At 56.6% G+C, this 20,768-nt stretch carries 24 protein-coding genes; 10 read left to right on the top strand and 14 right to left on the bottom strand.

Features of this window, described 5'->3' with window-relative positions:
- Window positions 1-2 precede the first annotated feature (2 nt).
- The gene (locus tag B3K78_RS10320; RefSeq protein WP_286695371.1) at window positions 3-824 is read left to right on the top strand and encodes an ATP-grasp domain-containing protein; all 822 of its coding nucleotides are present in this window, start codon (window positions 3-5) and stop codon (window positions 822-824) included.
- Window positions 825-832: 8 nt separating this feature from the next.
- On the opposite strand, the gene B3K78_RS10315 is transcribed toward B3K78_RS10320, so the two are convergent.
- The 10 genes from B3K78_RS10315 to B3K78_RS10270 form a co-directional block, all read right to left on the bottom strand.
- Window positions 833-1,222: a SirB2 family protein gene (locus B3K78_RS10315; RefSeq protein WP_286695370.1), complete on the bottom strand. Its 390-nt coding sequence runs from the start codon at window positions 1,220-1,222 to the stop codon at window positions 833-835.
- A 22-nt stretch (window positions 1,223-1,244) separates the two neighbouring features.
- Window positions 1,245-1,634, bottom strand: a complete 390-nt coding sequence (locus B3K78_RS10310) for a hypothetical protein (protein ID WP_286695369.1) — start codon at window positions 1,632-1,634, stop codon at window positions 1,245-1,247.
- 149 nt (window positions 1,635-1,783) lie between these two features.
- The gene (locus tag B3K78_RS10305) at window positions 1,784-2,209 is read right to left on the bottom strand and encodes a hypothetical protein (protein WP_286695368.1); all 426 of its coding nucleotides are present in this window, start codon (window positions 2,207-2,209) and stop codon (window positions 1,784-1,786) included.
- Between the two features lie 95 nt (window positions 2,210-2,304).
- Window positions 2,305-4,671, bottom strand: a complete 2,367-nt coding sequence (locus B3K78_RS10300; protein ID WP_286695367.1) for a TonB-dependent receptor — start codon at window positions 4,669-4,671, stop codon at window positions 2,305-2,307.
- Window positions 4,672-4,728: 57 nt separating this feature from the next.
- On the bottom strand, window positions 4,729-5,109 hold the full coding sequence (locus B3K78_RS10295) for a hypothetical protein (protein WP_027874956.1): 381 nt from the start codon (window positions 5,107-5,109) through the stop codon (window positions 4,729-4,731).
- Entirely contained in the window at window positions 5,099-5,494 is a 396-nt protein-coding gene (locus B3K78_RS10290; protein ID WP_051171351.1) for a nuclear transport factor 2 family protein, read from the bottom strand. Before B3K78_RS10290 ends, B3K78_RS10295 begins: the two co-directional genes overlap by 11 nt.
- Before the next feature lie 10 nt (window positions 5,495-5,504).
- On the bottom strand, window positions 5,505-5,807 hold the full coding sequence (locus B3K78_RS10285) for a 2Fe-2S iron-sulfur cluster-binding protein (protein ID WP_286695366.1): 303 nt from the start codon (window positions 5,805-5,807) through the stop codon (window positions 5,505-5,507).
- The gene (locus tag B3K78_RS10280; protein ID WP_286695365.1) at window positions 5,807-6,637 is read right to left on the bottom strand and encodes an enoyl-CoA hydratase-related protein; all 831 of its coding nucleotides are present in this window, start codon (window positions 6,635-6,637) and stop codon (window positions 5,807-5,809) included. Before B3K78_RS10280 ends, B3K78_RS10285 begins: the two co-directional genes overlap by 1 nt.
- Entirely contained in the window at window positions 6,634-7,893 is a 1,260-nt protein-coding gene (locus B3K78_RS10275) for a cytochrome P450 (RefSeq protein ID WP_286695364.1), read from the bottom strand. Before B3K78_RS10275 ends, B3K78_RS10280 begins: the two co-directional genes overlap by 4 nt.
- Window positions 7,890-9,272, bottom strand: coding sequence for an aldehyde dehydrogenase family protein (locus B3K78_RS10270; protein WP_286695363.1), 1,383 nt, complete (start codon window positions 9,270-9,272; stop codon window positions 7,890-7,892). Before B3K78_RS10270 ends, B3K78_RS10275 begins: the two co-directional genes overlap by 4 nt.
- A gap of 176 nt (window positions 9,273-9,448) precedes the next feature.
- Between B3K78_RS10270 and B3K78_RS10265 the strand changes: the two genes are divergently transcribed.
- Entirely contained in the window at window positions 9,449-9,964 is a 516-nt protein-coding gene (locus tag B3K78_RS10265) for a winged helix DNA-binding protein (RefSeq protein WP_286695362.1), read from the top strand.
- Window positions 9,965-10,073: 109 nt separating this feature from the next.
- On the top strand, window positions 10,074-10,484 hold the full coding sequence (locus tag B3K78_RS10260) for a hypothetical protein (protein ID WP_286695361.1): 411 nt from the start codon (window positions 10,074-10,076) through the stop codon (window positions 10,482-10,484).
- Here B3K78_RS10260 and B3K78_RS10255 read toward each other — a convergent pair.
- From B3K78_RS10255 to B3K78_RS10245, 3 genes are read right to left on the bottom strand one after another with little or no spacing between them, the layout of a single operon-like run.
- Window positions 10,468-10,842: a PaaI family thioesterase gene (locus B3K78_RS10255; RefSeq protein WP_286695360.1), complete on the bottom strand. Its 375-nt coding sequence runs from the start codon at window positions 10,840-10,842 to the stop codon at window positions 10,468-10,470. The two genes, B3K78_RS10260 and B3K78_RS10255, sit on opposite strands and share 17 nt — an antisense overlap.
- Window positions 10,843-10,857: 15 nt before the next feature.
- Window positions 10,858-11,328 carry a hypothetical protein gene (locus B3K78_RS10250; RefSeq protein WP_286695359.1) on the bottom strand — a complete coding sequence of 157 codons (471 nt, stop codon included), beginning with the start codon at window positions 11,326-11,328 and terminating at the stop codon, window positions 10,858-10,860.
- Complete coding sequence (locus tag B3K78_RS10245; protein WP_286695358.1) at window positions 11,325-13,922, bottom strand: ankyrin repeat domain-containing protein; 2,598 nt, start codon at window positions 13,920-13,922, stop codon at window positions 11,325-11,327. The genes B3K78_RS10250 and B3K78_RS10245 overlap by 4 nt, the downstream gene beginning before the upstream one ends.
- 357 nt (window positions 13,923-14,279) lie before the next feature.
- On the opposite strand from B3K78_RS10245, the gene B3K78_RS10240 reads away from it, so the two are divergent.
- The 7 genes from B3K78_RS10240 to B3K78_RS10215 are packed head-to-tail and all read left to right on the top strand — an operon-like array spanning window position 14,280 to window position 20,131.
- Complete coding sequence (locus B3K78_RS10240) at window positions 14,280-14,933, top strand: DUF1826 domain-containing protein (RefSeq protein ID WP_286695357.1); 654 nt, start codon at window positions 14,280-14,282, stop codon at window positions 14,931-14,933.
- Window positions 14,934-14,976: 43 nt separating this feature from the next.
- Window positions 14,977-17,430: a TonB-dependent receptor gene (locus B3K78_RS10235; protein WP_286695356.1), complete on the top strand. Its 2,454-nt coding sequence runs from the start codon at window positions 14,977-14,979 to the stop codon at window positions 17,428-17,430.
- Between the two features lie 33 nt (window positions 17,431-17,463).
- The gene (locus tag B3K78_RS10230) at window positions 17,464-17,979 is read left to right on the top strand and encodes a ZrgA family zinc uptake protein (protein ID WP_286695355.1); all 516 of its coding nucleotides are present in this window, start codon (window positions 17,464-17,466) and stop codon (window positions 17,977-17,979) included.
- 60 nt (window positions 17,980-18,039) lie between these two features.
- A complete protein-coding gene (locus B3K78_RS10225; RefSeq protein WP_286695354.1) occupies window positions 18,040-18,435 on the top strand; it encodes a MerC domain-containing protein in 396 nt (131 codons plus the stop codon).
- 4 nt (window positions 18,436-18,439) lie between these two features.
- Window positions 18,440-18,853 (top strand): phosphoribosyl-AMP cyclohydrolase, encoded by a 414-nt coding sequence (gene hisI / locus B3K78_RS10220; RefSeq protein WP_286695353.1) that lies wholly within the window; start codon window positions 18,440-18,442, stop codon window positions 18,851-18,853.
- Between the two features lie 42 nt (window positions 18,854-18,895).
- On the top strand, window positions 18,896-19,060 hold the full coding sequence (locus B3K78_RS16845; RefSeq protein WP_349676117.1) for an SEC-C metal-binding domain-containing protein: 165 nt from the start codon (window positions 18,896-18,898) through the stop codon (window positions 19,058-19,060).
- 36 nt (window positions 19,061-19,096) lie between these two features.
- Complete coding sequence (locus B3K78_RS10215; RefSeq protein WP_286695352.1) at window positions 19,097-20,131, top strand: CobW family GTP-binding protein; 1,035 nt, start codon at window positions 19,097-19,099, stop codon at window positions 20,129-20,131.
- On the opposite strand, the gene B3K78_RS10210 is transcribed toward B3K78_RS10215, so the two are convergent.
- Window positions 20,119-20,691, bottom strand: a complete 573-nt coding sequence (locus B3K78_RS10210) for a DUF3299 domain-containing protein (RefSeq protein WP_286695351.1) — start codon at window positions 20,689-20,691, stop codon at window positions 20,119-20,121. The two genes, B3K78_RS10215 and B3K78_RS10210, sit on opposite strands and share 13 nt — an antisense overlap.
- Between the last annotated feature and the right edge of the window lie 77 nt (window positions 20,692-20,768).

The following is a 20,768-nucleotide window of genomic DNA, read 5'->3' as shown; positions in this document are numbered from 1 at the left end:
CCATGGCCTGGATCTCTTTCGATGTGTTTCGCAGCCTCGGCTTCGCCGATACACAAGTCCTCAAACCCGACGATATTTTTCGTTGTCGCGAAGATATAAGCAATGCCGACTGGGTGCTTTACCCGGAGTACTGGCAGCTCAATGCACTGGTTTATGGCCTGAACGCGCGGGTTTTCCCCAGCGAGGCCAGTTATCGGCTCGGCCACAATAAAATTGAGATGACGCGCGCCTTTGAAATTATCGCCCCCGGGCATTGCCCGCAAACGCTTATCCTGGCGAACACGCCTGAAAACGCGCGGCGGGTATGGCACGACATGTTGCTGCCCTTTGTGGCCAAATTACCCAAGGCCTCCCAGGGCGACGGGGTATGGCTGATCGGCGATCGCGCCGATTGGGAGCGCTACCTGCAACGCAGTGACGTGATCTACGTTCAGGAGTACCTGCCGATCGACCGCGATATTCGCGTGGTAGTGATCGGCGACAAGGTACTCTCGGCGTACTGGCGTCTGCAATCTGAACAGGGCTTTTACAACAATGTCGCCAAGGGCGGCTTGTGCGACCACGGCGCCGTTCCCGAGGCGGCCACTCAGCTCGCCCTGCACTTAGCCCGCAGCCTGGATATCAATCACGCAGGGTTCGATATTGCCATGGTGGGCAACCATCCCTATGTATTGGAGTTTAATCGGCTGTTTGGGCATCACGGTGTTGAGGGTGGCGGACGCGCGGTACGCGATGCGGTGCAGGCCTATCTGCTGGAGCACTCCGAACCCACCGGCCCCAACTACCCCAGTAGGCCGCCGCGACGGCTGCAACGCGTGGCATAAAAGCGCTACTAGCGCAGCGCCAGGAACCCCAGTGGGTTATGGCTAAAGGCCACACTGAGCATATAGAGAAAGACCAGCGCCGCCAACGCAGCGAAAACCGCCTTTTGCGGAGGGCTGCGGCCGCGCTTTATCGCAACACTGCCCAGTACGATGTACAGCAGCAAGGCAGAGAGCTTTGCCGCCAGCCAGGGCGTTTGCTGCGGCCAGGCACTGAGCATAATCATCAGGCTGACACCCAGCGCCAACAGGCCGGTGTCGAGCACATGGGGCAACACCCGCACCCACCGCCGCTGCATCATAGGCGAGGCACGCAGTGACCACGTGGCGCGCAGCAAAAAGAATGCAAAGCTGCTCAGCGCCGCGCTGATGTGTAGCGCCTTGATCAATGAGTAATCCATATTGACTTGCCTTCCACGCAGCCTAGGGCTCCGCGGCCTCATAGTGTTGGCGGAAACGGCGCTTGGCGGCCAATTTATCGCTGGCGCATTTCAGCATTTGCGCGTCCGACTGGATGTCTTCGCACTCGGCGGGTGGTTGATACCACCCCGTAAACGCCGCCGTGAATGCCTGCTCGCGCTGCTGGGCTCGACGCTGCATGTCGGTCAAACCCTCAGTTGCTTGGCTGGCATCCCCCCTTGGGCTTTGCACCAGCGCCTGGTGACGTACGCTTTTCTCGCCGCGTTGTTGGCCAGTTGGAGTGGGCGTTACCGCACTGGGAGAGGTATCAGCGCCGCGCCCCAGGTAAAGCGCAGCCGCAGCAATCAGAGTGCCCGTAGCAATCAAGTAAGCTGTTTTTCGCGCAATGATCATTTGCCCACCCCGACACCGTGCTGCGCTTAGTGAAACGCAGAACGCACAGCGCCTCAATAGGCGTGACGGAGAAAATAGCAGGCAAAAAAAGGCCAGCGGGGTCAGCGCTGGCAAAGGTCACACTGGAGTGGAGGGGTGGTTATCGCCGCTTACAGCGGCGCGTTAACCAAGGGAATATCAAACGGAATAGCGAGATTGGGGCCAATGATGGTGCCGCCCTCAAAGAACAAATAGTTGGGTGTATTGCCGGGGTCAGTCATCAGCACATCCAACACTGGCACAAACTGGGCAGTGATGGGGCCGCCAAGGCCGCCCAGCGTATCCATAGGGCCGTTTTCATTAGTGAGCACTTCCATGCCCACACCGATTAACAGGTCCATGTTCTGCAAACCGCGTGGCAGCACGCCGGCATCGGTCAGCGGCATAATTACCGGATCGAGTGCAGACAGCGACGGCGCTCCGCCACCGATCGGCAAGATCGCCAACAGGCCCTGCTGCGCTTGCGCCGATGCGCTGGCTACACACAATGTCGCGCCAGCGAGCAAACCCGCAAGGTGGGTAGTTAACGTTTTCATAGCGATTCCTCTTGTTATTGGATGGTGGAAAAATCCGGGATGTGCAAGCAGGGATCCCGGCAAAACGCTAGTTGGGCACACGCCCTACAACATGCTTAGAACAAGGTGTCGAAGTCCCACTTCAGTTTCACGCCATAGGTTTTGGGTGGCGCCAGTGTTTCGGTGCGACCAAAGTCCTGCTGAATAATGGCTTGGGCATATTCTTTGTCTTTGGCATTGCGAACAAAGCCGGTGATTTGAATGCCCAATGGGTCGTAGAAATAAGACAGACGCGCATCCCAGAGCTCGTACTGATCCTGCTCATAGTGGGGAGAGTTTTGCGCGGTGGTGTTAAAACCGCTGTTGAAGTAGTAATCCACGCCCACTTCAAAGGCACCCCAGTCGCCAGCGTGAATGAACTGGTTCAACGACAAGCTTGAGGTCAAACGCGGTGTGCGCACAATGCGGTTACCCGAGAAGTCGCGCGAGGTATCCCCTAGCAGACTGTCGGGGCCGAAGTACAAGCCGGTGTCGTCGTCGAAACCCGCACCGTCTTTGTACTCGGTGTAGTACGCATCCAGGTAGGTCGCGCCACCGGTGATTACCAGCCCTTCATTCCAGTTAGGCATTGGCTGCCACTGGAAGTCGACTTCTGCACCTTCAATTTCAGCGGTTCCGGCGTTGCGGAAACTTACAATACCGCCCGAAGGAATGGCCACCAAGGCGGTCAGCAGTCCCTCTGTTTTCGTTTTAAACACTGCGCCGTTCAAACGCAGCGCGCCATCGAGCAGGTCGGACTTAAAGCCGAGTTCAAAGGCGGTAACTTCTTCGCGCTCCACCGGGTTGGGGTTGGTGAAGAAGTTAACGATATTGTAAGTCGGGCTCTTATAGCCGCGCTGCGCCGAGGCGAAAATTTGCAGATTTTCAGTGGGGAAAAGCTGCACAGCCAAACGGGGCGACAAGGTTTTTTCTTCCAGATCGGGCGCGCTGAAATCCGCCAGGCGAATATTCTGCGACTGATCACCCGACTTGTAGTACTCGTTGGGGGGGTTACCCACCAGCGGGTTCACAACATCGAGATAGCTATTGGTGATACCGCGTGTCTCTTCCTGGTAGCGCACACCGGCGGTCAGGTTCAACCAGCTGGTGGTAAACCACGTCGCCTGCATATAGGCCGAGTTGGACTCGGTGGTCAGGATACCGCCATTACCCAGCACCACATCCGGGCTTTGGTTGATAATCGGCCCGAGGATTGGCTCGAGTAAATCAGGCAGTGGCAAGCCCACCAGGTTAGTCCCTAAACCCAGCGGGTTAAGCGTTAGGTACAAACTGCCAAAGCCGCCCTCGCCTTCCAAGCGGTACAAGCCCGCTACCCATTCAACATGCTCAGACAGCCAGGTGTCTTCGTTAGAAAGCACCTGCAATTCGTAGGTTTTCTGATTGTTGAACTGGTCCGCGCTGTAGAAGTAGGCCTCCGACTTTTCGGTGGAGTCCAGGTCGTAGTGCGCCTCATCAACATCGGCGTAGTTTTCAGAGTAGATGAACTTCACATCAACCGGGCCCGGCAGCCACTCAAAAATACCGCCGTAAAGCTCGTTCATGGTGGAGTTACCACCGAGCTTGTTGTTGTGCCAAACACGGTCGCGCTCGTCGGGCTCAACACCAGCCAACAACACGGGCGATGGCCGCGTATTTTCCTGCGACAGTGAGTTACTGGTGAACTGGTTACCGTAGGAACCGATCAGGGTGGCGTTAAAGGTGTCGCTGATATCCCAGCGAATTTTAACCCGCGCGCCTTCGGCGAACTCGTCGCGCATTGGCCCCGGCTCACCGAACACCTCGTTGCGGCCGTAGAGGTCCTGATGACTTTTAAACAGCGATACCGTGGCACCGATATTGTCGGTAATCGGCATACCCATATACAACTGGTAGGACTCGGCATTGTAGTTACCGAACTCCGTTTTCAGGGTGCCGACAAACTCCTCCGGTGGATCTTCAGTCACGATGCTGATCGCACCACCCGTCGCGTTGCGACCAAACAGGGTGCCCTGTGGCCCCTTAAGTACCTCTACCCGCTGAACGGCGCCGAGGGTGTCTTGCTTACCCTGACTGGGGCCAATGTTAATACCGTCTATATAGGTAGCGATACTCGGGTCGGCATTGGGTAGAAAGGCGTCCGTCCCCACACCGCGCAGGTAAATAACCGTGTAGCCATAGGCGTAAGTAAAGGTCAGTCCCGGAGTGATTTTTTGCAGGTCGGCAGTCGCCTCTATACCGAAGGCATCGAGTTTATCTGCGCCGAAGGCGCTGATCATAATAGGAATGTCTTGCGAATCTTCTTCACGCTTTTGCGCCGTCACCATGACTTCTTCCAACAGGCGACTACCACGCGTTGTATTACCTTCAGCAGCCTGTGTTGATTGCGCGGCGGTAACCGCGGCGACCAACAGCGACAAGGCCAGTTTTCTGGGCTGTTGTTTCATTTTTCATTCACCCTAGTTATTTTTTTATCGTTAGTTATTTTGCAATTCGAGCCGGTGCTACCGCCGGCGCAAACTACTTAGCAGTAACAGCAGTGCGCCTGCATCCATCAACGCCAACACAAGAAACAGCGGCGACAGTCCACACGCATAGGCGTAGAACAGCCACATGGCTGCCAGTGCCTTAACCAGTGCACTGCGAGCAACGACGACGCGACTATCGTCTATGCTCAGGCGCAAATAACTTAATCCAAATCCCAGTACGCCCATCAAACCAACAAAAGCATTGATTGCCAGTGCCGAATTACCCTGATAGACCTCGGTATTACCGAAGGAAAATATCAGCGTCAGTAGCTGCGCGTTCACCCATGGCGCAGCAAGCACAAGAAACAGGCCTAAGTCAGCGTGGTAAACCAGGCGATGGCGGTTTTCAAAGCTCACGAAATGCCTCCTGAGCAACCGCCGTATTCATAAAGTCGCGGAAGTGTTTCCACTTGCCGTCCTGCAAATGAATAACGTGAACGAAGGGAGATTTTATCTCGCGACCGTCGCGCTTGGTGGTTAAACGCAACTTACCAACCACGACAACGTGATCCCCTTCACAGATAAACTGGTCGGCGTCGAACACATGAATATCCACCGACGACAGCACCGTATCGAAGAAGCCGCGACACTCAGCCAAACCCTCATAGTGACCGGCATAGGGAATCACTTCCGGGCCGTAGAAATCGATGACGCACTGCTCGTGCAGCAACTCGACAATGCCGTCGACATCGTGAGCGCCAAAGCGCGCAAAGATTTCCTGGGTGACCTCAAGATTATTCATTATTATCTCCTTATTCAGCGGGGGCGATTTCAATATTTAGCTCGTTAATGTCTTGCGCCGCTTCCAGCTGGCACAGTAGTCGGCTGTTTTCACGGTAGTGAATCAGGCCTTCCAATACTTCTTGTTCGGCGTCCTGCACGGGCGCAACGGCGTCGGGCTTATCGACATACACGTGGCAGGTAGCACAGGAACAACAGCCGCCACACAGGGCGTCGATCTTCATTTGCGATGACAGCTCGTCAAACAACTCCTGAAAATCCTCCACCAGGTATTCGGCGCTCTGCTGCTGGCGATCTTTTACTTCTATTCTCATTACTCAAGCTCTCCGTACAGCGGGCGGTAGCGCATTGGCTGGCGTTGACGCTGGGCATCAATGGCTTCGCTAATTTCACTGCTGGTGTACATACCGGCATTCCAGGTGGCGGACATCGCCAGCGATGACGAGAAGTGCATATCGCGACCTTCTATCAAGGTGCGCTTCACACCACTCAAGGCCAGCGGCGACAGGTTTAATAAACGCTGTGCCATTGCCTGCGCGGTGGCGTCCAATTCCTCGGGGGCGCTAGGTGCGGCACTCAGCAATTGCAATTGCTTGGCTTCGGCAGCGTCGATACGTTCGCCGGTCAGCGATAGGCGCGCCGATGCCGATTCACCACAGAGGTAGGTCAGGCGCTGGATAGTGCCCAGGTCGCACATAATGCCGATGTTGGTTTCATGGATGGAGAAGAACGCGCTGCTGTCGGCAAGGCGCAGATCGCAGGCCGCAAATATCGCCAGCGAGCCTCCAATACAAGCGCCGCGCGCCACACCAATAACCGGCATCGGCAACGCTTCGAGACGGCTGATAACCGCCTGCAAATAGAGCACTTTTTCTCGTACCCAATGGTTGTAGCGGGCGGGATCATCGCCTTTGCTCACATTGAGTTCGGCGAGGTAATCCACATTCATACCGCCGCCAAAATGGCGGCCCTCGGCATCGAGTATCAGCACTCGGCAGTCGCGATCTTGCTTGAGCTCACGCAACAACGCGTCAAGCTCCTGCCAGAACAAGCGGTTATAGGCATTGCCCTTGCACTGGGTATCCAGCGTGAGGCGGTAGAGACCGCCCTCAGTGCTCAGGGAAAAATTCTGCCAGTCGCTCATGCCTCGGCCTCCGTGAGCAGGCGCACAGGTAATGAGGCAAATCCGTAGGCCAATAAACCGCCGGACTGACGGCGAGAGTCATCCAATGAGCCACCAATGCCCGCGCAGGTATCCAGCAGTGTGTTGAGCAGAATTTCGCCCTCTACCCGTGCCAGCGGCGCACCCAGGCAGTGGTGAATACCGCGACCAAAAGTCAGGTGACGGGAAATATTGGGGCGGTTGATAATGAATTTTTCAGGCTCGGGGAACATGCTTTCATCGTGGTTCGCCGCGGCCATAAAGAAAGCGATCCACTCACCGGCCTTAATTGGCTGTCCGGCAATTTCGCAGTCTTCTTTCACCACGCGGAACAGACGCTGCGGCGGGCCATCACGACGCAGGCATTCCTCCATAAACGGACGAATTAAGCTGCGATCCTGCTTGAGCTTGTCGAACCATGACTTGTCTTCCAGCAGCACGCCCATCAGGTTGCCGAGGAAGTAGGTAGTGGTTTCTGCACCGGCCACAACCAGCGTAATGCAGAACAACACCACTTCATCTTTGGTCAACACATCGCCATCGCATTCGGCGCGAATAAAGGCCGACATCAAATCATCCGGCACCTCTTCACCGTTGGCGATCGCGCGGTCGCGCAGTTCGACCTTATTCACAAAGTAGTGGAACAGCTCTTCGTTACAGGCCAGGCGCTGCTCGGGGGTAAAGTCTGACGACACCATAAAGGCGTTGGCCCAGTTGACGAGCTTTTTGTAGTCTTCTCTCGGCAAGCCGAACAGATAGGTCATAACCAGTGCGGGAATGACACCGGCGACGGCCTCCATATAGTCGACTTCTTTGCCCTGAATACCGCCAATGATTCCGGCGACATCGTCGCGCAGACGATCGACGATATCGTCGTGAATGCGTTTCGGCGTGAAGGCCGCCTTGGCCAGATTACGCAGTGAGGTATGGCGTGGTCGGTCGTGATTCACCAGCATCAAGCTCGGGGCGCTGGAGTTTGCCTGCATTGGGTCTTCTGATGAAAACAGGTCGGCGTTTTTCAATACAAAATCGACGTCGTTATAACGGGTCACCACCCAGGCCGGAAACGGTGTATCCACACCCGGTACCGTGCCGGGAGGGAAGTCTCGCAAACCAAATACCAAGCCCAGCTCGCGAAGTTGCTTGTAAACCGGATAGGGGTTTTGGATACATTCAGGCGACAACATATTGTCGAGAATGTCGGCCGCATTTTGCGGCGCAGCAGTGATAGCGCTCATAGCCACCTCATCATCTTATTTATTGTTGAGAAAAGGCCGGTAAATGGCGGTGTCACCATTGCAGCCACATCGAGAATTGGCGCGTGGAACTCTGCGCGCGCATGGGAGAATTCGCGGAAACCGTCAATGCCCCGGTAACGACCCATTCCGGAGTTGCCGACACCGCCAAATGGCAGATCGTCGTTGGCGTACTGAAACACCACATCGTTTTTTACCAGCGCGCCGGAGCGGGTCGATTCGCGCAACTGGGTAAATTCATCGTTGCTGCGGCCAAAGTAGTAAGACACCAGGGGCGATTCCCGATGCCGAAGGTCATCTACCATGTCGCTAAAGTCGTCGTGGGTATTCACCAACAGCACGGGGCCAAAAATTTCCTCACGCTGGATCAGCGCATCTTCGCCGGGGTTTACCACCAGGGTCAGCGCATAGGGGGAGCCATCTACCGCCAGATGGTGAATGCTGCCGCCGTAGAACTCGGCATCTTCGCAAAGCCGCTGCAGGCGCTGGCGGTGGTTGTCGTTGATCACCTGCACAGCATCGCGGCCGGTATTACTGTCCATCGCGTCCAGCGCGCGGCGCAGCTCGGCAATAAGGCGCGGCAATTGCTCCTCGGTGATCATCAGATAGTCGGGGGCAATGCACACCTGCCCGGCATTGAAAAACTTACCGAAGATGAGTTTTTCCGCGAGCTCACTCAAGTTGGTGCCGCGCCCGGCAATCACCGGTGACTTACCGCCCAGCTCCAAGGTAAGTGGCGTTAACTTTTCGGATGCATCGCGCATTATCGATTTGGCAATACGTTCGCCGCCGGTGTAGATCAAGTGATTAAAAGGCAGGTTAACGAAGGCGCGGGCCAACTCGGCATCGCCGCAGGCGACATTGACTTCCTGGGGCGAAAACCATTTCTCAACCCCTTCGCGCAGTACCTCAGCGCAGCGCGGGGTGAGCTCCGAGGGCTTGATAAAGGCAACGTTGCCCGCTGCAAGGGCGCTCACCAGCGGCGACAGCGCCAGGTTCACCGGAAAATTCCAGGGGCTAACAATGCCCACCACGCCCTTGGGCTGAAAGTGAACGCGTGCGCGGCCACCGCCCATGCGCAAGCTCAAATCCGCCGCGCGACGCTGTGGCTGCATCCAAAAACCAAGGTTATCCAGCGCATGATTCACCGACTTGATGGTTGTGGTGATATCGGCAAAGCGCGTCTGATCTGCCGAGCGATAGCCAAAGTCTTCCGACAGGGCCTCGCAAAAGCGGGTCTCGTTCTCTAACAAAAGTTGCTTTAGGCGACGCAAGCGATCTCGGCGTTGTGCCGCGCAGGGGTGTGGCAAAGCCAGGGCCCCTTCGCGCAGGCCAGCGAAAGCCTGGTTAAGCGAAGACATATCCACCTGAATATCCGTCTCTGTTTGTTATTGTTGGGGCGATATTATTTTCTTTTGGAAATAGTGTCAACTGGACACTATTAATTATTTAATAATATTTCTATTGGTTATTATTCTTGACAAAAATTGTTTCCAGGAAGAGAATGCCCTTATAAATCAGCATGTTGGAGGTCAACTTGGACAAGGAATGGCAAAAATTTGAAGATGTGCCAGCCAACAGCAGCAATGCACCGAGGATGTTTTTGGATTATTTCTATCCGATTCACTTCTCTATAGGCATGCGAATTGAAGCGGGCCTAATGAGCTGTGGCCAGCTGGATAGACACCAAACCGTGATTATGTGGATTCTGCGCTCAGAGATGCAGCGCAGCGGTAAGCAGTCGATCAATCGCAAGGAAATTGTGCGGCTGATGACCAACTGGTATGACATTACCAGCAGCAGTGTGTCCAAGGCTCTTCGCGCACTCGCGAAAGCCCCCTTGGAGTATATTGAGCTAACCGAAGACCCCAACTCCGGTCGCGAAAAGCTGATTACCATGACCCCGGCGGGCAAGCAGCACTGCGAGGATATGATCGCCAGTGCCTGCGAGGTGATTCGCAATATCACCGACAACTTCAACGACGACGAGAACCGCATGGGCGTGTATATGTTTATGCGAATGGATGAAGAGTTCTCCAAGGTAAGAACCTAGGGCCCGCTTACTCTCAGGGAATGGCTCCAGCCCGCCGGTTTGCGGCGAAAAATCTCCCCAACGCGATATACCGTAAAACGTGGTTTAACCGCCAAGGTTTGGAGAGATCGTGTTTACCATTGCCTGCCGCACACTACTGCCCAGCTGGGGGCTTCTCGGCGCGGCAGCCTGTTTGTGGATGCCCTCAGATTCCCTGCTCGCGATCACGCCCTGGGTATGCGGCGTATTGCTCAGCCTGATCGGCCTGGTGCTGGCGGTGGCCATCAAGCCCTACTTCCGCAGCCGTTCTTTATTTCACAAGCCCTATACCACCGTCGCCATCGCCGCCGCGCTGGCGCCCATCGCGGCCGTGGCCTTTGCGATAAATGTGCAGGCAACCCTCTCCCAACACGCCATTCGCGATATCGCGGTGTTGGTGTGGCTGCTGAGTTCACTCGGCCTGGTACTGTCTACGCTGGTGGCCCGGTTGCTGTGGGCCGTACACCCTGGGCGCGCGGGGAATTTCAGCGGCGGGGAATAATGGCGAAGTTGCCGTTTGCCTGCGCCAATAGCTTATCGCCGCAGTAGAGTCGCGACTCAAGGTTAGCAAGGCTGCGCCCACGATTAACCATTTCCGTTACACAACGCACGGTGCCTGCCGTTGCTGGGCGAAAGTAGTTAATTTTGATCTCGACGGTGGCGCAGTACTCGTCTGCCGCCAAACCGGGGTATACCGCGGCCCCCATGCCGGTGTCGGCCAGCGCATACAGCACGGCGCCGTGCACCACCTGATGGGGGTTCATGTGACGGGCGGGGTCCAGGGTCAGTTCACATTCGCTGTATCCGTCGCGCTGCTCCAGCACCTGCAAGCCGATATGTTCTGCAAAGGGGTGTTCCATTACCGCGTGCTCCCGTTAAAGCGGCCCGTTCATGTGTCGAGCCAGGTAGTCCTCAACGCTGCCCGCCGGGTTTGCCAATACCGTTCCCACCCAGGCGTCGCGCTCAAAGGCCATCAGTTTCATATCCCACACACAGGCGATTAAACCCGAGGGCGTGGTATAGCGAAAGGCAGTTGGGTCTTCCAGCGGTGCCACGTACACATGGTGGTGAAGCTCGTTTTCATCGGCCCACCAATCAACGAAGATAAAGTGCGCCGTTTTACCCTGATGAACGCCGACATAACCCACGTGATAGTGAGCACTAACATCGGCGCTCTCTGCCAGCCTATCTGCAGTTAGTTGTTTTGCTGCGCGCAACAACTGCGGCTGGATTGGCGCGTCGCCATAGCGAATGCCATAGCGAATGCCATAGGCCTTCATGCGCCAATCCCCAAGCTGCCATGTATCCAGATACTGGCAGTCGCGGGGTTCATAGGGGGCGATCATTGGTGGGACACCTCAAAGCCAACCACTCGGCCCTGCTTGTAGAGGGTTTTCGCGGTTTCCGCGTCGAAGCAGGCGGTGCGTGTTCCACCCTGGTAACCGCAGATGAAGCTGTCCCAGTCGGGGCTGCTGGCGGTACCAGAAAAAGACACCTGGCCCGCGCGAGGGATCGCGGGGTCGATTTCCACATAGCCAAAGGCATCGCCATTTTGGATTTTCAGCCATAGGGTGAAGTCGCTCGGCAGGCAGTCATCTTCTGCGCCGCCCTTCTGCCATTTGTAGTCGCCTTTCACCAAGGGCTCACCAAAGAAGTGGCTCACCTCGTAGGCCACCTTCAACGAGGCCACTTGGCACGCGCCAACAGAGAAGTTCTGCTTGGTCAGTGTTCCCTCACAATCACAATTCGCCTTCTCTGCGGTATTCATGCGGCCGCTGTTAATACTGCCCGAGCGCGGTTTAGGTCGCGCCGCTTCTGCCGCGCGCTTGGCGGCCTCACGCTCGCGTGCCTGCGCGGCCTCCTGCTGTTGCTGGGCTTGCTGTTGGGCTTGTTGCTCTCGGCGGCGCTGCTCCGCTTCGCGGCGTGCCTGCTCTGCCGCGCGAGCAGCTTCCTGGCGTGCTATTGCGGCTTCTCGTTGGCGTTGTTCATACGCCGCTTTTTGTTCGGCGTACTGGGCCTGCTTCATTGCGATTTGCGCCCGCTGTTCTTCCTGGCGACGCTTTTGTTCGGCGTTATAGGCCGCAACCTGCTGTTGAATTTCGCGATTCTGCTGCTCAAGTTGCACGCGGGTTTCCGCCAAACGGCGTAGCGCAGGGTCTTTAATTTGGTAAGTGCCCTGAGCAACCTGTTGCTGCATTTGCGCCAGGCGCGTGCCCTTGCCATCGTCTACCCAAATATCACCAACGGCCGCCCCCATCACATCCAGCGAGTTTTCGATGGGAATATCGGCACTGCCGGCAATGGCGCCAATCGCCACCGTGGCGAAGATTTTGCCGAACATATCGCCGCTGTTAGACTTTTTATAGGAGTTAGTCTGGCCACCGTACTGCTGAATATAGGCCGTGGTATTTTTGTAACCGTGGCGCATGGCAATATCCAGCGCCGACTCATTGTCTTTGTCGCGCAGGTTGGGATTGGCACCTAAGGAAAGCAGGGTTTTTACGGTGTCGTAGTAACCGTTGTCAGCGGCAATATGCAACGCGTAATAGCCGTCACAGCGCGCGTTAACATCGGCGCCCGCCACCACCAGCATCTTGATAATATCGCCTGCGGCCTTCTTACCGGACTTCGCCGCAAAGTAAACCGCTGTCGAACCCCGCTTACTTCGTTGATTCACATCGGCACCTGCGGCCACCAACTCACGAACCACGTCGGTATGGCCTTTTTCCGCTGCCGTTTGCAGGGGGCTCCAGTCGCCTTTGCCATTGCGTGTATCAGTATTCGCACCCGCCGCCAGCAGAAGTCGAACCACTTCTGCATAGCCTTCATAGCTGGCCAAATAAAGCGGCGTGAAGCCTTCCGTATCGGCTAGCTCGACATTTGCCCCAGCCGCCAGCAGGCGTTTTACCGGGCCAACATGGCCGTTATTTGCCGCGTTGAATAAGGCGGTCTCAAATTCGTTGTCATTGCCCAGGTTCACATCGGCGCCCGCCGCCAATAACAGGCCGACCTGCTCGTCGCGGTTCCAGCCCGCAGCGAGATACAGGGCGCTGTAATCGTCGGGGGTTTTATTATCCGCCTCGGCACCTGCCAGCAACAGCGACTCAACAACTCCTGCATCCGCGCCCTGACGTGCCGCTCGTGTCAGCGGCGTCCACTTGCCGCTGATATTGGGGTCGCTACCGGCAGCCAGCAACATATCCACGACTTTTTGCTGCTCACTGTGCAAAAAGGCTTCATTAACACCGTTTACACCGCGATGAGAGGCGGCCACCGGGCCGAGGCGGGTCGCACTCTGCCAGCCACTTTTTTGGTTCCAGTTGCGGCGTTCAACACCGAAGTACAGCGCGTTGTAACCAGCTACAACGCCATTGCTCACGGCCTCAACATCGGCGCCGCGCACCAGCAGCAAGCGCACCAATTCGCTGTACTTGTTATGGGCGGCCAACATCAGGGGGGTATAGCCGGTCACTTGCGTGTCGGGGTCGGCACCGGCATCCATCAGCTGGCGGGCGGCCTCAACATTATTCATGCTCACCGCGGCCCACAGCGGCGTTTTACCAAATGCATTGGCCTGATTGGGGTCGCCACCACTGCGCAGCAGAGCCGCCACCATGTCAGCACTATTGGCACTGGCACCCGCGGCCGCAATCAGGGCATTTTCCCGGCTTTCGCCCATTTCCACATTGGGGTTCGCACCGGCATCAAGCAAACGCGTCACTACCGCCAGGCGGCCGCTTTGTGCAGCGCGGTGCAGGGCGGTGTAGCCCATGCCATCGCGCTCATCGACCGCGCCACCCTCGGCAAGGTAGCTGTCGATAAAAGCCATATCGCCCTGGTTTGCAGCGGTGGTGTAGTCCGAGAAGCTGGCACAGGCAGAGAGCAGTACGCAGCAAAGGGCGAGTAAGCCTTTGGAGAACAAGGTATTTATGCAAGTCATGGCGGCTCCCAGAGAAAGTTTTCGGCGGCGCGGATCATCTTAGCAGCGCTCAACGGCAGATGAATCCCCAATTTAGAGGGCGGCCCAACAACCGTTTGGTCAACTCGCGGCCCCTCGGCTCTGTTCACAGCCGCTATTGATAGACCCGGCCACTCTCCTCTTAAGCAAGCAATACCCATACCCGATCTGAGAAATGTCACCTCCCTCTTTTCTTTAGACATGTTATAACATATCATTTTGTCCGAATTACTCACTGGCAGAACCCGTTTTGTTTGTCCGGCGTTGCAGAACACCACGAGAAAACAACGGGTGACCACAACAGGCTGATAGGCGTGACCACCGCGGAGGCGCGACAATATGGCTATCCCACTGCAAACATCGATGCACGAGGTGTACACCGTCGCCGGTGACACCGCGGAAATCTTCGGCGATATCTACCGGGCCGACGTCAATATGGCGGTTTGGCAGCGCGCCGTTAGACCGGCGCTTAACGCCGAGTGCGACGCCTTATTAAACGAAGGCCGCTTTCGCGGCTGCAGTCTCTCTTTGCCAACAAGCCAGCTCAGTACACTGAGCGAGGCCGAGCCAGTATTAAAAGCGTATCCAGCACTAAGCAGCGACATCCAGCTTCTGGCCGACATGTTTAGCCTGCTATTTGAACTGGACGCCGTCGGCCTGCGGCTCACGCCCCTGAGCGGCAAGATGTGCCCCAAATTCCACATCGACAACGTGGCTTGTCGGCTGGTAACCAGCTACAGCGGCCCCGGCACCCAATGGCTGCCGCACCACTGCGTAGACCGCAGCAAATTGGGCGCAGGTAGCCGCGGCCTCAGCGATGCCGATAGCGGTTTGTATCCCGCGGCAAGCGACATCAATACCTTGCAAACACACCATGTGGCCCTGCTAAAAGGCGAAAACTGGGAGGGGAACGAAGGCGCTGGCCTGGTTCACCGTTCACCCGCCGTCGCGCCGGGCCAACAGCGCTTACTGTTAACTCTCGACTTTTTATAAGCCTGAACATACAGGCAAAACCCAATACCAATAGGAGCGGACAATGAAAGTAGTTTTGGGGCACTGCGCCCTGATCGGCATTTCGGGGCTGGCGCTGTCCAGCGCCGCCCATGCGTTGACCGGCCAGGTCAGCGATACCCAGGGTAAACCCGTCTACGGGGCAACCATTGATGCGGTGGGTAGCAAGCAAACCGCCAGCACGTCTGCCGATGGTCGCTTCAACCTCGATACCGGCGCGGAACTGCCTGAAGAGATTCACATCAGCGCGCCTGGCTTTAGCCACCAGACACTGCACCTGGATGCCGGCAGCGACGAGCTGAGTATTACCCTGCGTCGCTCACCCATTGAGCAGGTTGATGTTGTGGGTTTGCCACTGCACATCTCGGTAATGGAATCGGCTCAGCCGGTTACCGTTGTCAGCGGCGAAGAACTGCGCCGTAAGCAGGCATCCACCCTCGGCGAAACGCTGAAAAACGAAGTGGGTGTTCACTCCAGCTACTTCGGCCCGGTATCCAGCACCCCGATTATTCGCGGCCTTAACGGCCCACGGGTGTTGATCACCCAAAACAGCCTGGATGTCAGCGATGCATCCCGGGTTGGCCCGGATCACGTGGTTGCCACCGAGGCGATGACCGCCCAGCAAATTGAAATTCTGCGCGGCCCGGCCACCCTGTTTTACGGCTCTGGCGCCATTGGCGGTGTCGTCAACATCGTCGATGACCGCGTGCCCTCCTCCAGCGAGCCCACTGGCGCATTCTCGATTGGCCACAATACGGTCGCCGACGAAAACGAAGCGTCTCTGGCCTTTACCGGCGGCAATGAGTTCTTCGCCTTTCATGTTGATGGCTTCTGGCGCGAGGGTAACGACTACGAGATCCCCGGCATCGCTGTTCTGGAAACCGAAGAAGAGCACGAGGAAGAAGGTCACGAGGAGCACCGCGAAGGTGTACTTGAAGACAGCGCATCAGAGAGCGAAGGCTTCAATATCGGCGGTAGCCTACTGCTGGACAACGGCTATGTGGGTATTTCCTACGGTCGCCTTGAGCGCCTGAATGGCGTACCGGGTCACAGTCATGGTGGGCACGAAGAGGAACACCATGAAGAGGAAGGCCATGAAGACGCTCACGAAGACGAGCACCATGACGAAGAGCACCACGACGATGAAGGCGTGCTCTCCGACCTTACACAAGATCGCTGGCAGTTGATCAGCGAACTGTCGCTGGACAACGCACTACTGAGCGGTATTAACACCCGCCTTGGTTACACCGACTACGAGCACGCTGAAATTGAAGGCGGCGAAACCGGCACCGTATTTAAAAACGAAACGCTGCAAGCCCGCATTGATTTATTGCTGCAGGAATTTTCCGGCTGGAAAGGCGCGCTGTCATTTGAAGCAAAAAGCACTGACTTCGAAGCAATTGGCGAGGAAGCCTTTACGCCACCGAGCCGCACCGAGAGCTTTGCCATTGCGGTGATGCAAGAAAAACATGTCGGCAACTTCCTCTGGCAACTGGGTGCACGCGTCGAGAAAGTCAGCATTGAAGCCGACCCCATTGAATGGGAGGAGCACCACCACGGCGAAGAGGCAATGGAGGAAGAAGAGCATGACCACGAGTTACTGCACTTCGACGACCTCGACTTCACGCCCTACAGTGTTTCCGCTGGCGTAGTGTGGGACTTCGCACCTGACTACAACGCCGGTATCTCGCTTACCCATGCCCAGCGCGCGCCGAGTGCTGCGGAGTTGTTTTCCTACGGCCCGCACATAGCCACCGGCAATTTTGAAGTCGGCGCCCTGCTGCGCTTACACGAAGGCGACGATCCGCACTTCCACTACCTAAACGATGTGGAAGAAGAAACCTCAAACAACATTGACCTAAGCCTTCGCAAACACACCGGCAATGTCGCCTGGGTGCTGAATGTGTTCTACAACGAAGTGGATAACTTTTATTACGAGCGCAATACCGGCCTAAGCAGCGAAGATATTGAAGGCCATGAGCATGACGAGCACGACGCCGGCGCAGAGGAAGAGCACGCGCACAGCGAGCTACCCCTTTACGTATTTGAACAGGCCGATGCCACACTGTACGGCATGGAAGCTCAGCTGGCATGGCAACTCGCGTCACCCTTTAAACTGAGCCTGTGGGCGGACCGCACCTGGGGTGAACTCGACGACGGCGGCGACCTGCCCCGCATTCCGCCCGCGCGACTCGGCAGCCAGTTGGCTTACAGCAGCAATGGCTGGGATGCAGAGATCAGCGCCACGCGTTATCTGGAACAAGACCAAGTGGCTGAGCTGGAAACCGTTACCGGCGCCTACACCATGATCGATGCGGAGCTCGCCTATACCTTTGCGGTATACCCCGGCGACGTCACTGTCTACGTAAAGGGCAGCAACCTGACTGATGAAGAAGCGCGCGTGCACTCCTCCTTCCTGAAGGATCGCGCACCACTGCCAGGCCGCGGCTTTAGCCTCGGCGTTCGGGGTAGCTTCTAAGTGAGGCCGGCGGGCTCCCGGTTAGCAACACGCGTGGCGAGATACACCGCGTATCTCGCCATTGCTGTCTGCGCCCTAGCGGGTAGTCCGCTGCATGCTCAGCACCATGCCCACGTTCACGGTGTGGCGGAACTTCAGCTACTACAAGATTGCGAAATGCTGAGTATCGAGCTGCGCTCGCCAGCGCTGAACATCTTGGGATTTGAACACCCGGTAGAGCACGCCGACTACTTGCAGGCCGCCGAGCAAGCGCGGGCAAAACTGTCTGACAGCGGTTCACTTTTTCGCTTAGAAGGCGGGGCTTGCCAACTCGCAACGGTGTCGATCGACATCGCGGGCTCGTCAAACGACAGCGCCCATCAGCGTCACAACGATGTTGTCGCAAGCTATGTGTATCAGTGCAAGCGCGCCGAGACATTGCAGTCGCTTTCTACCGGCATCCAACGCGTCTTTCCCAGCATACATTCGCTGAACGTTCAGTGGGTACTGAATCATCGTCAGGGAGCGGCCAACATAAACCACAACCAACAACACATTGTATTTAAGTAGCCCAACCTACGATGTGGCAAGGGAATACGAAATACCTCTACCCGTGATTTTGGAGACCATGTGAAGACACCCGCTGTCACCTTGGATAAAACGGCCATTGGCCTTTCTTTATTTTGCGCCATACATTGCCTGTTATTACCTGTAGCACTGGTAATGGCACCAACGCTGGCTGCCTCCGGTTTTGCCAGCGAAGCTTTCCACCAATGGCTACTGATCGCCGTGTTGCCGATCAGTGTGGTGGCACTTGGCCTTGGCTGCCGCCGGCATCACAATTTCAGCACCTTGCGCTGGGGTATTCCCGGCTTGTTGATTCTTTCCTTCACCGCGCTGTGGGGCCACGACCTACTGGGCGAAACCGGGGAAAAACTGGCGTCGCTACTGGGCGCGTCACTTATTGCTGTCGGGCACTGGATAAATCATCGACTCTGCCAGCAACAGAACTGCCCCTGCGAGTAAGCTGATGGAGAACCGCTATTTTCGGTCTATTGAGAACTCTGCCAAAGGCACTGAGTTTCCGCTGGACACCTTATTGGCAGAGCTGTCGTTTAACCGCGATGGCTTGCTGCCGGTGATCGCCCAGGATCACGTCAGCCGCGAGGTGTTGATGATGGCATGGATGAATCGCGAGGCGTTAGAACACACCCTGGCGAGCGGCAACGTCACTTACTGGTCGCGCTCACGCGCTCAGCTTTGGCGCAAGGGCGAAACCAGCGGCAATCACCAGCGCCTGGTCAAGCTGCGCATCGATTGCGACGGAGACACCCTGCTGTGCGACGTTGAGCAAGTCAGCCCCGCCTGTCATACCGGCCGATCCAACTGTTTTTATTTATCTGTTGATCGCCACAAAAATAGCGTCACCCTCGATGGCGAGTAGGACTTTCCCGCTGCAAAAAACCACTCATCACGCGAGCAACGTATGAACACGCAAACTAACGGGGCCAACGCGCAATCTTGCTGCAGCACTAGTAGCTGTTGCCCCAGCCAACCCAGCCGCCGCGCCCAGCCCAAGGTTGGCCGCAACGACCCCTGCCCCTGCGGCAATGGACGTAAATTCAAAAAATGCTGCGGTCGGTCTTTGTAGCGACGGCGCGAAGACAACCCGCCATAAAGGTATGTAATGAGTTCCCGCAAAGAAAAACTGAGCGCCATCCCCACGAATGTCATTACCGGCTTTCTCGGCGTGGGCAAGTCCACCGCCATTCTTCATTTGCTTAAGCAAAAACCCGCCGATGAGCGCTGGGCGGTACTAGTCAATGAATTTGGCGAAATCGGTATCGACGGCAGTGTATTAGGCGGCCGCGAGTCGGAGGACTCCGGCGTATTCATCAGCGAAGTACCCGGCGGCTGTATGTGTTGTGCAGCGGGGCTGCCCATGCAGATCGCGATGAATCGACTGCTGTCCCGCTCTCGGCCCCATCGACTCATTATCGAGCCCACGGGACTCGGTCACCCCAAAGAGGTGTTGGCGGTGTTGTCTGCCGACCACTACAAAGACCTGCTCGATCTTCGCGCCACCGTTACCCTGGTAGATGCGCGCAAAGTCAGTGATGAGCGCTACACCCAACACCCGACATTTTTGCAGCAATTGGCGATTGCCGACGTGATTGTTGCCAACAAGGCCGACCAATACCAGGCAGAGGACTTTCCTGCCCTGCTGAGCTTTCTTGAAGCAGACATCGGACTGGACGCGAAGTCGGTCTTTCAAGTGAGCCACGGGCAATTGGCGCTGGAGTGGTTGGCAGCGCCGGCCCGCGAACATCAGCTCCCTCATCACCATCACCACCATGAAGCCGAAGCGACGGTTATCGATCCGGAAATACCCGAGGCGGGCTATCTCAGTATCGACAATCAGGGCGAGGGCTTCTTTAGTCGCGGCTGGATATTCAAGCCGGAGTGGACCTTCAACAGTCAGCAACTTTATGACCTGCTGCTGGGTATTAACGCGGAGCGCCTAAAAGGCGTGTTTATTACTGACCGAGGTATCACCGCCTACAACAAAGCCGACGACGTGCTAACGGAGGTGCCGCTGGATGAGTGTATGGATAGCCGCGTGGAATGCATTAGCGCCGACCCAGCTGTATTTGAGGGCATGGAAGCCGCGCTGTTGAACTGCGTTATTGAGCAGGCCCCGTCAACGCTTTACTCGGTATAGGGCGCCGCCCTCTCGACCTTTATCGAGTAAGCGGAGGTCGCGGTGTCGTTTTCGGTGAGGCTGGTCGTCAGTACGCCCGAGATCCAATACGGATCGTAAAGCGACTCCAGCACAAAGCCCTTGTCGTATTCGGCGTAGATAATCTGGTTCGGCGGGGGCGGCGGTACGTGAATACAGGCGCCAAAATACGGGACTAAGAAAAAGCGCGTTACGTGTTTTTCTGTGGCGCCAAATTCAAGTGGCACGATAAACCCCGGCACCCGCAGTGACTGGCCATCAAATTCGGGCCGGACCCTGGTCGAGCTGAGCGCGCGTTGATAAGCACTGTCATTCGCCTGCTTAACGGCTGAATACACTTGGCTGGCAATCCGGTCTTCCTCAGAGCCGTCTTCAATCTCGTTCAGGTACTCCGGCGGGTTCAGCAGTGCATCCAGATCGTCCGCTGGCATGAGATCCGTCCACTCTATGGTGCGGTAGTCCTTCGCCAGGGCGGCGTTGGGCGCCAGCAAACCAGGCAGCAGCACTACCGCCGCGAGCATCTTTATCAGTGTGTTTATCAAAGTAACTCCGAAGCTCGGCCCCGGCCGCGCAGTGCATCGTAACCGCAGGCCTATGTGGCGAGATATCTCACAAAAGA

The organism is Spongiibacter sp. UBA1325 (assembly GCF_002306875.1).
Taxonomy (GTDB): Bacteria; Pseudomonadota; Gammaproteobacteria; order Pseudomonadales; family Spongiibacteraceae; genus Spongiibacter; species Spongiibacter marinus.
The sequence above is the reverse complement of the archived record's forward strand: the minus strand, read 5'-3'. Positions and strand labels throughout refer to the sequence as shown.

What these genes read in the sequence shown, in the direction of transcription:
- B3K78_RS10315 (WP_286695370.1), bottom strand. Translation starts at nt 1,222, where the DNA reads ATGGATTACTCATTGATCAAGGCGCTACACATCAGCGCGGCGCTGAGC.
- B3K78_RS16845 (WP_349676117.1), top strand. Translation starts at nt 18,896, where the DNA reads ATGAACACGCAAACTAACGGGGCCAACGCGCAATCTTGCTGCAGCACT.
- B3K78_RS10250 (WP_286695359.1), bottom strand. Translation starts at nt 11,328, where the DNA reads ATGATCGCCCCCTATGAACCCCGCGACTGCCAGTATCTGGATACATGG.
- B3K78_RS10280 (WP_286695365.1), bottom strand. Translation starts at nt 6,637, where the DNA reads ATGAGCGACTGGCAGAATTTTTCCCTGAGCACTGAGGGCGGTCTCTAC.
- B3K78_RS10235 (WP_286695356.1), top strand. Translation starts at nt 14,977, where the DNA reads ATGAAAGTAGTTTTGGGGCACTGCGCCCTGATCGGCATTTCGGGGCTG.
- B3K78_RS10215 (WP_286695352.1), top strand. Translation starts at nt 19,097, where the DNA reads ATGAGTTCCCGCAAAGAAAAACTGAGCGCCATCCCCACGAATGTCATT.
- hisI (WP_286695353.1), top strand. Translation starts at nt 18,440, where the DNA reads ATGGAGAACCGCTATTTTCGGTCTATTGAGAACTCTGCCAAAGGCACT.
- B3K78_RS10285 (WP_286695366.1), bottom strand. Translation starts at nt 5,807, where the DNA reads ATGAGAATAGAAGTAAAAGATCGCCAGCAGCAGAGCGCCGAATACCTG.
- B3K78_RS10290 (WP_051171351.1), bottom strand. Translation starts at nt 5,494, where the DNA reads ATGAATAATCTTGAGGTCACCCAGGAAATCTTTGCGCGCTTTGGCGCT.
- B3K78_RS10275 (WP_286695364.1), bottom strand. Translation starts at nt 7,893, where the DNA reads ATGAGCGCTATCACTGCTGCGCCGCAAAATGCGGCCGACATTCTCGAC.
- B3K78_RS10240 (WP_286695357.1), top strand. Translation starts at nt 14,280, where the DNA reads ATGGCTATCCCACTGCAAACATCGATGCACGAGGTGTACACCGTCGCC.
- B3K78_RS10305 (WP_286695368.1), bottom strand. Translation starts at nt 2,209, where the DNA reads ATGAAAACGTTAACTACCCACCTTGCGGGTTTGCTCGCTGGCGCGACA.
- B3K78_RS10310 (WP_286695369.1), bottom strand. Translation starts at nt 1,634, where the DNA reads ATGATCATTGCGCGAAAAACAGCTTACTTGATTGCTACGGGCACTCTG.
- B3K78_RS10245 (WP_286695358.1), bottom strand. Translation starts at nt 13,922, where the DNA reads ATGACTTGCATAAATACCTTGTTCTCCAAAGGCTTACTCGCCCTTTGC.
- B3K78_RS10300 (WP_286695367.1), bottom strand. Translation starts at nt 4,671, where the DNA reads ATGAAACAACAGCCCAGAAAACTGGCCTTGTCGCTGTTGGTCGCCGCG.
- B3K78_RS10320 (WP_286695371.1), top strand. Translation starts at nt 3, where the DNA reads ATGGCCTGGATCTCTTTCGATGTGTTTCGCAGCCTCGGCTTCGCCGAT.
- B3K78_RS10255 (WP_286695360.1), bottom strand. Translation starts at nt 10,842, where the DNA reads ATGGAACACCCCTTTGCAGAACATATCGGCTTGCAGGTGCTGGAGCAG.
- B3K78_RS10270 (WP_286695363.1), bottom strand. Translation starts at nt 9,272, where the DNA reads ATGTCTTCGCTTAACCAGGCTTTCGCTGGCCTGCGCGAAGGGGCCCTG.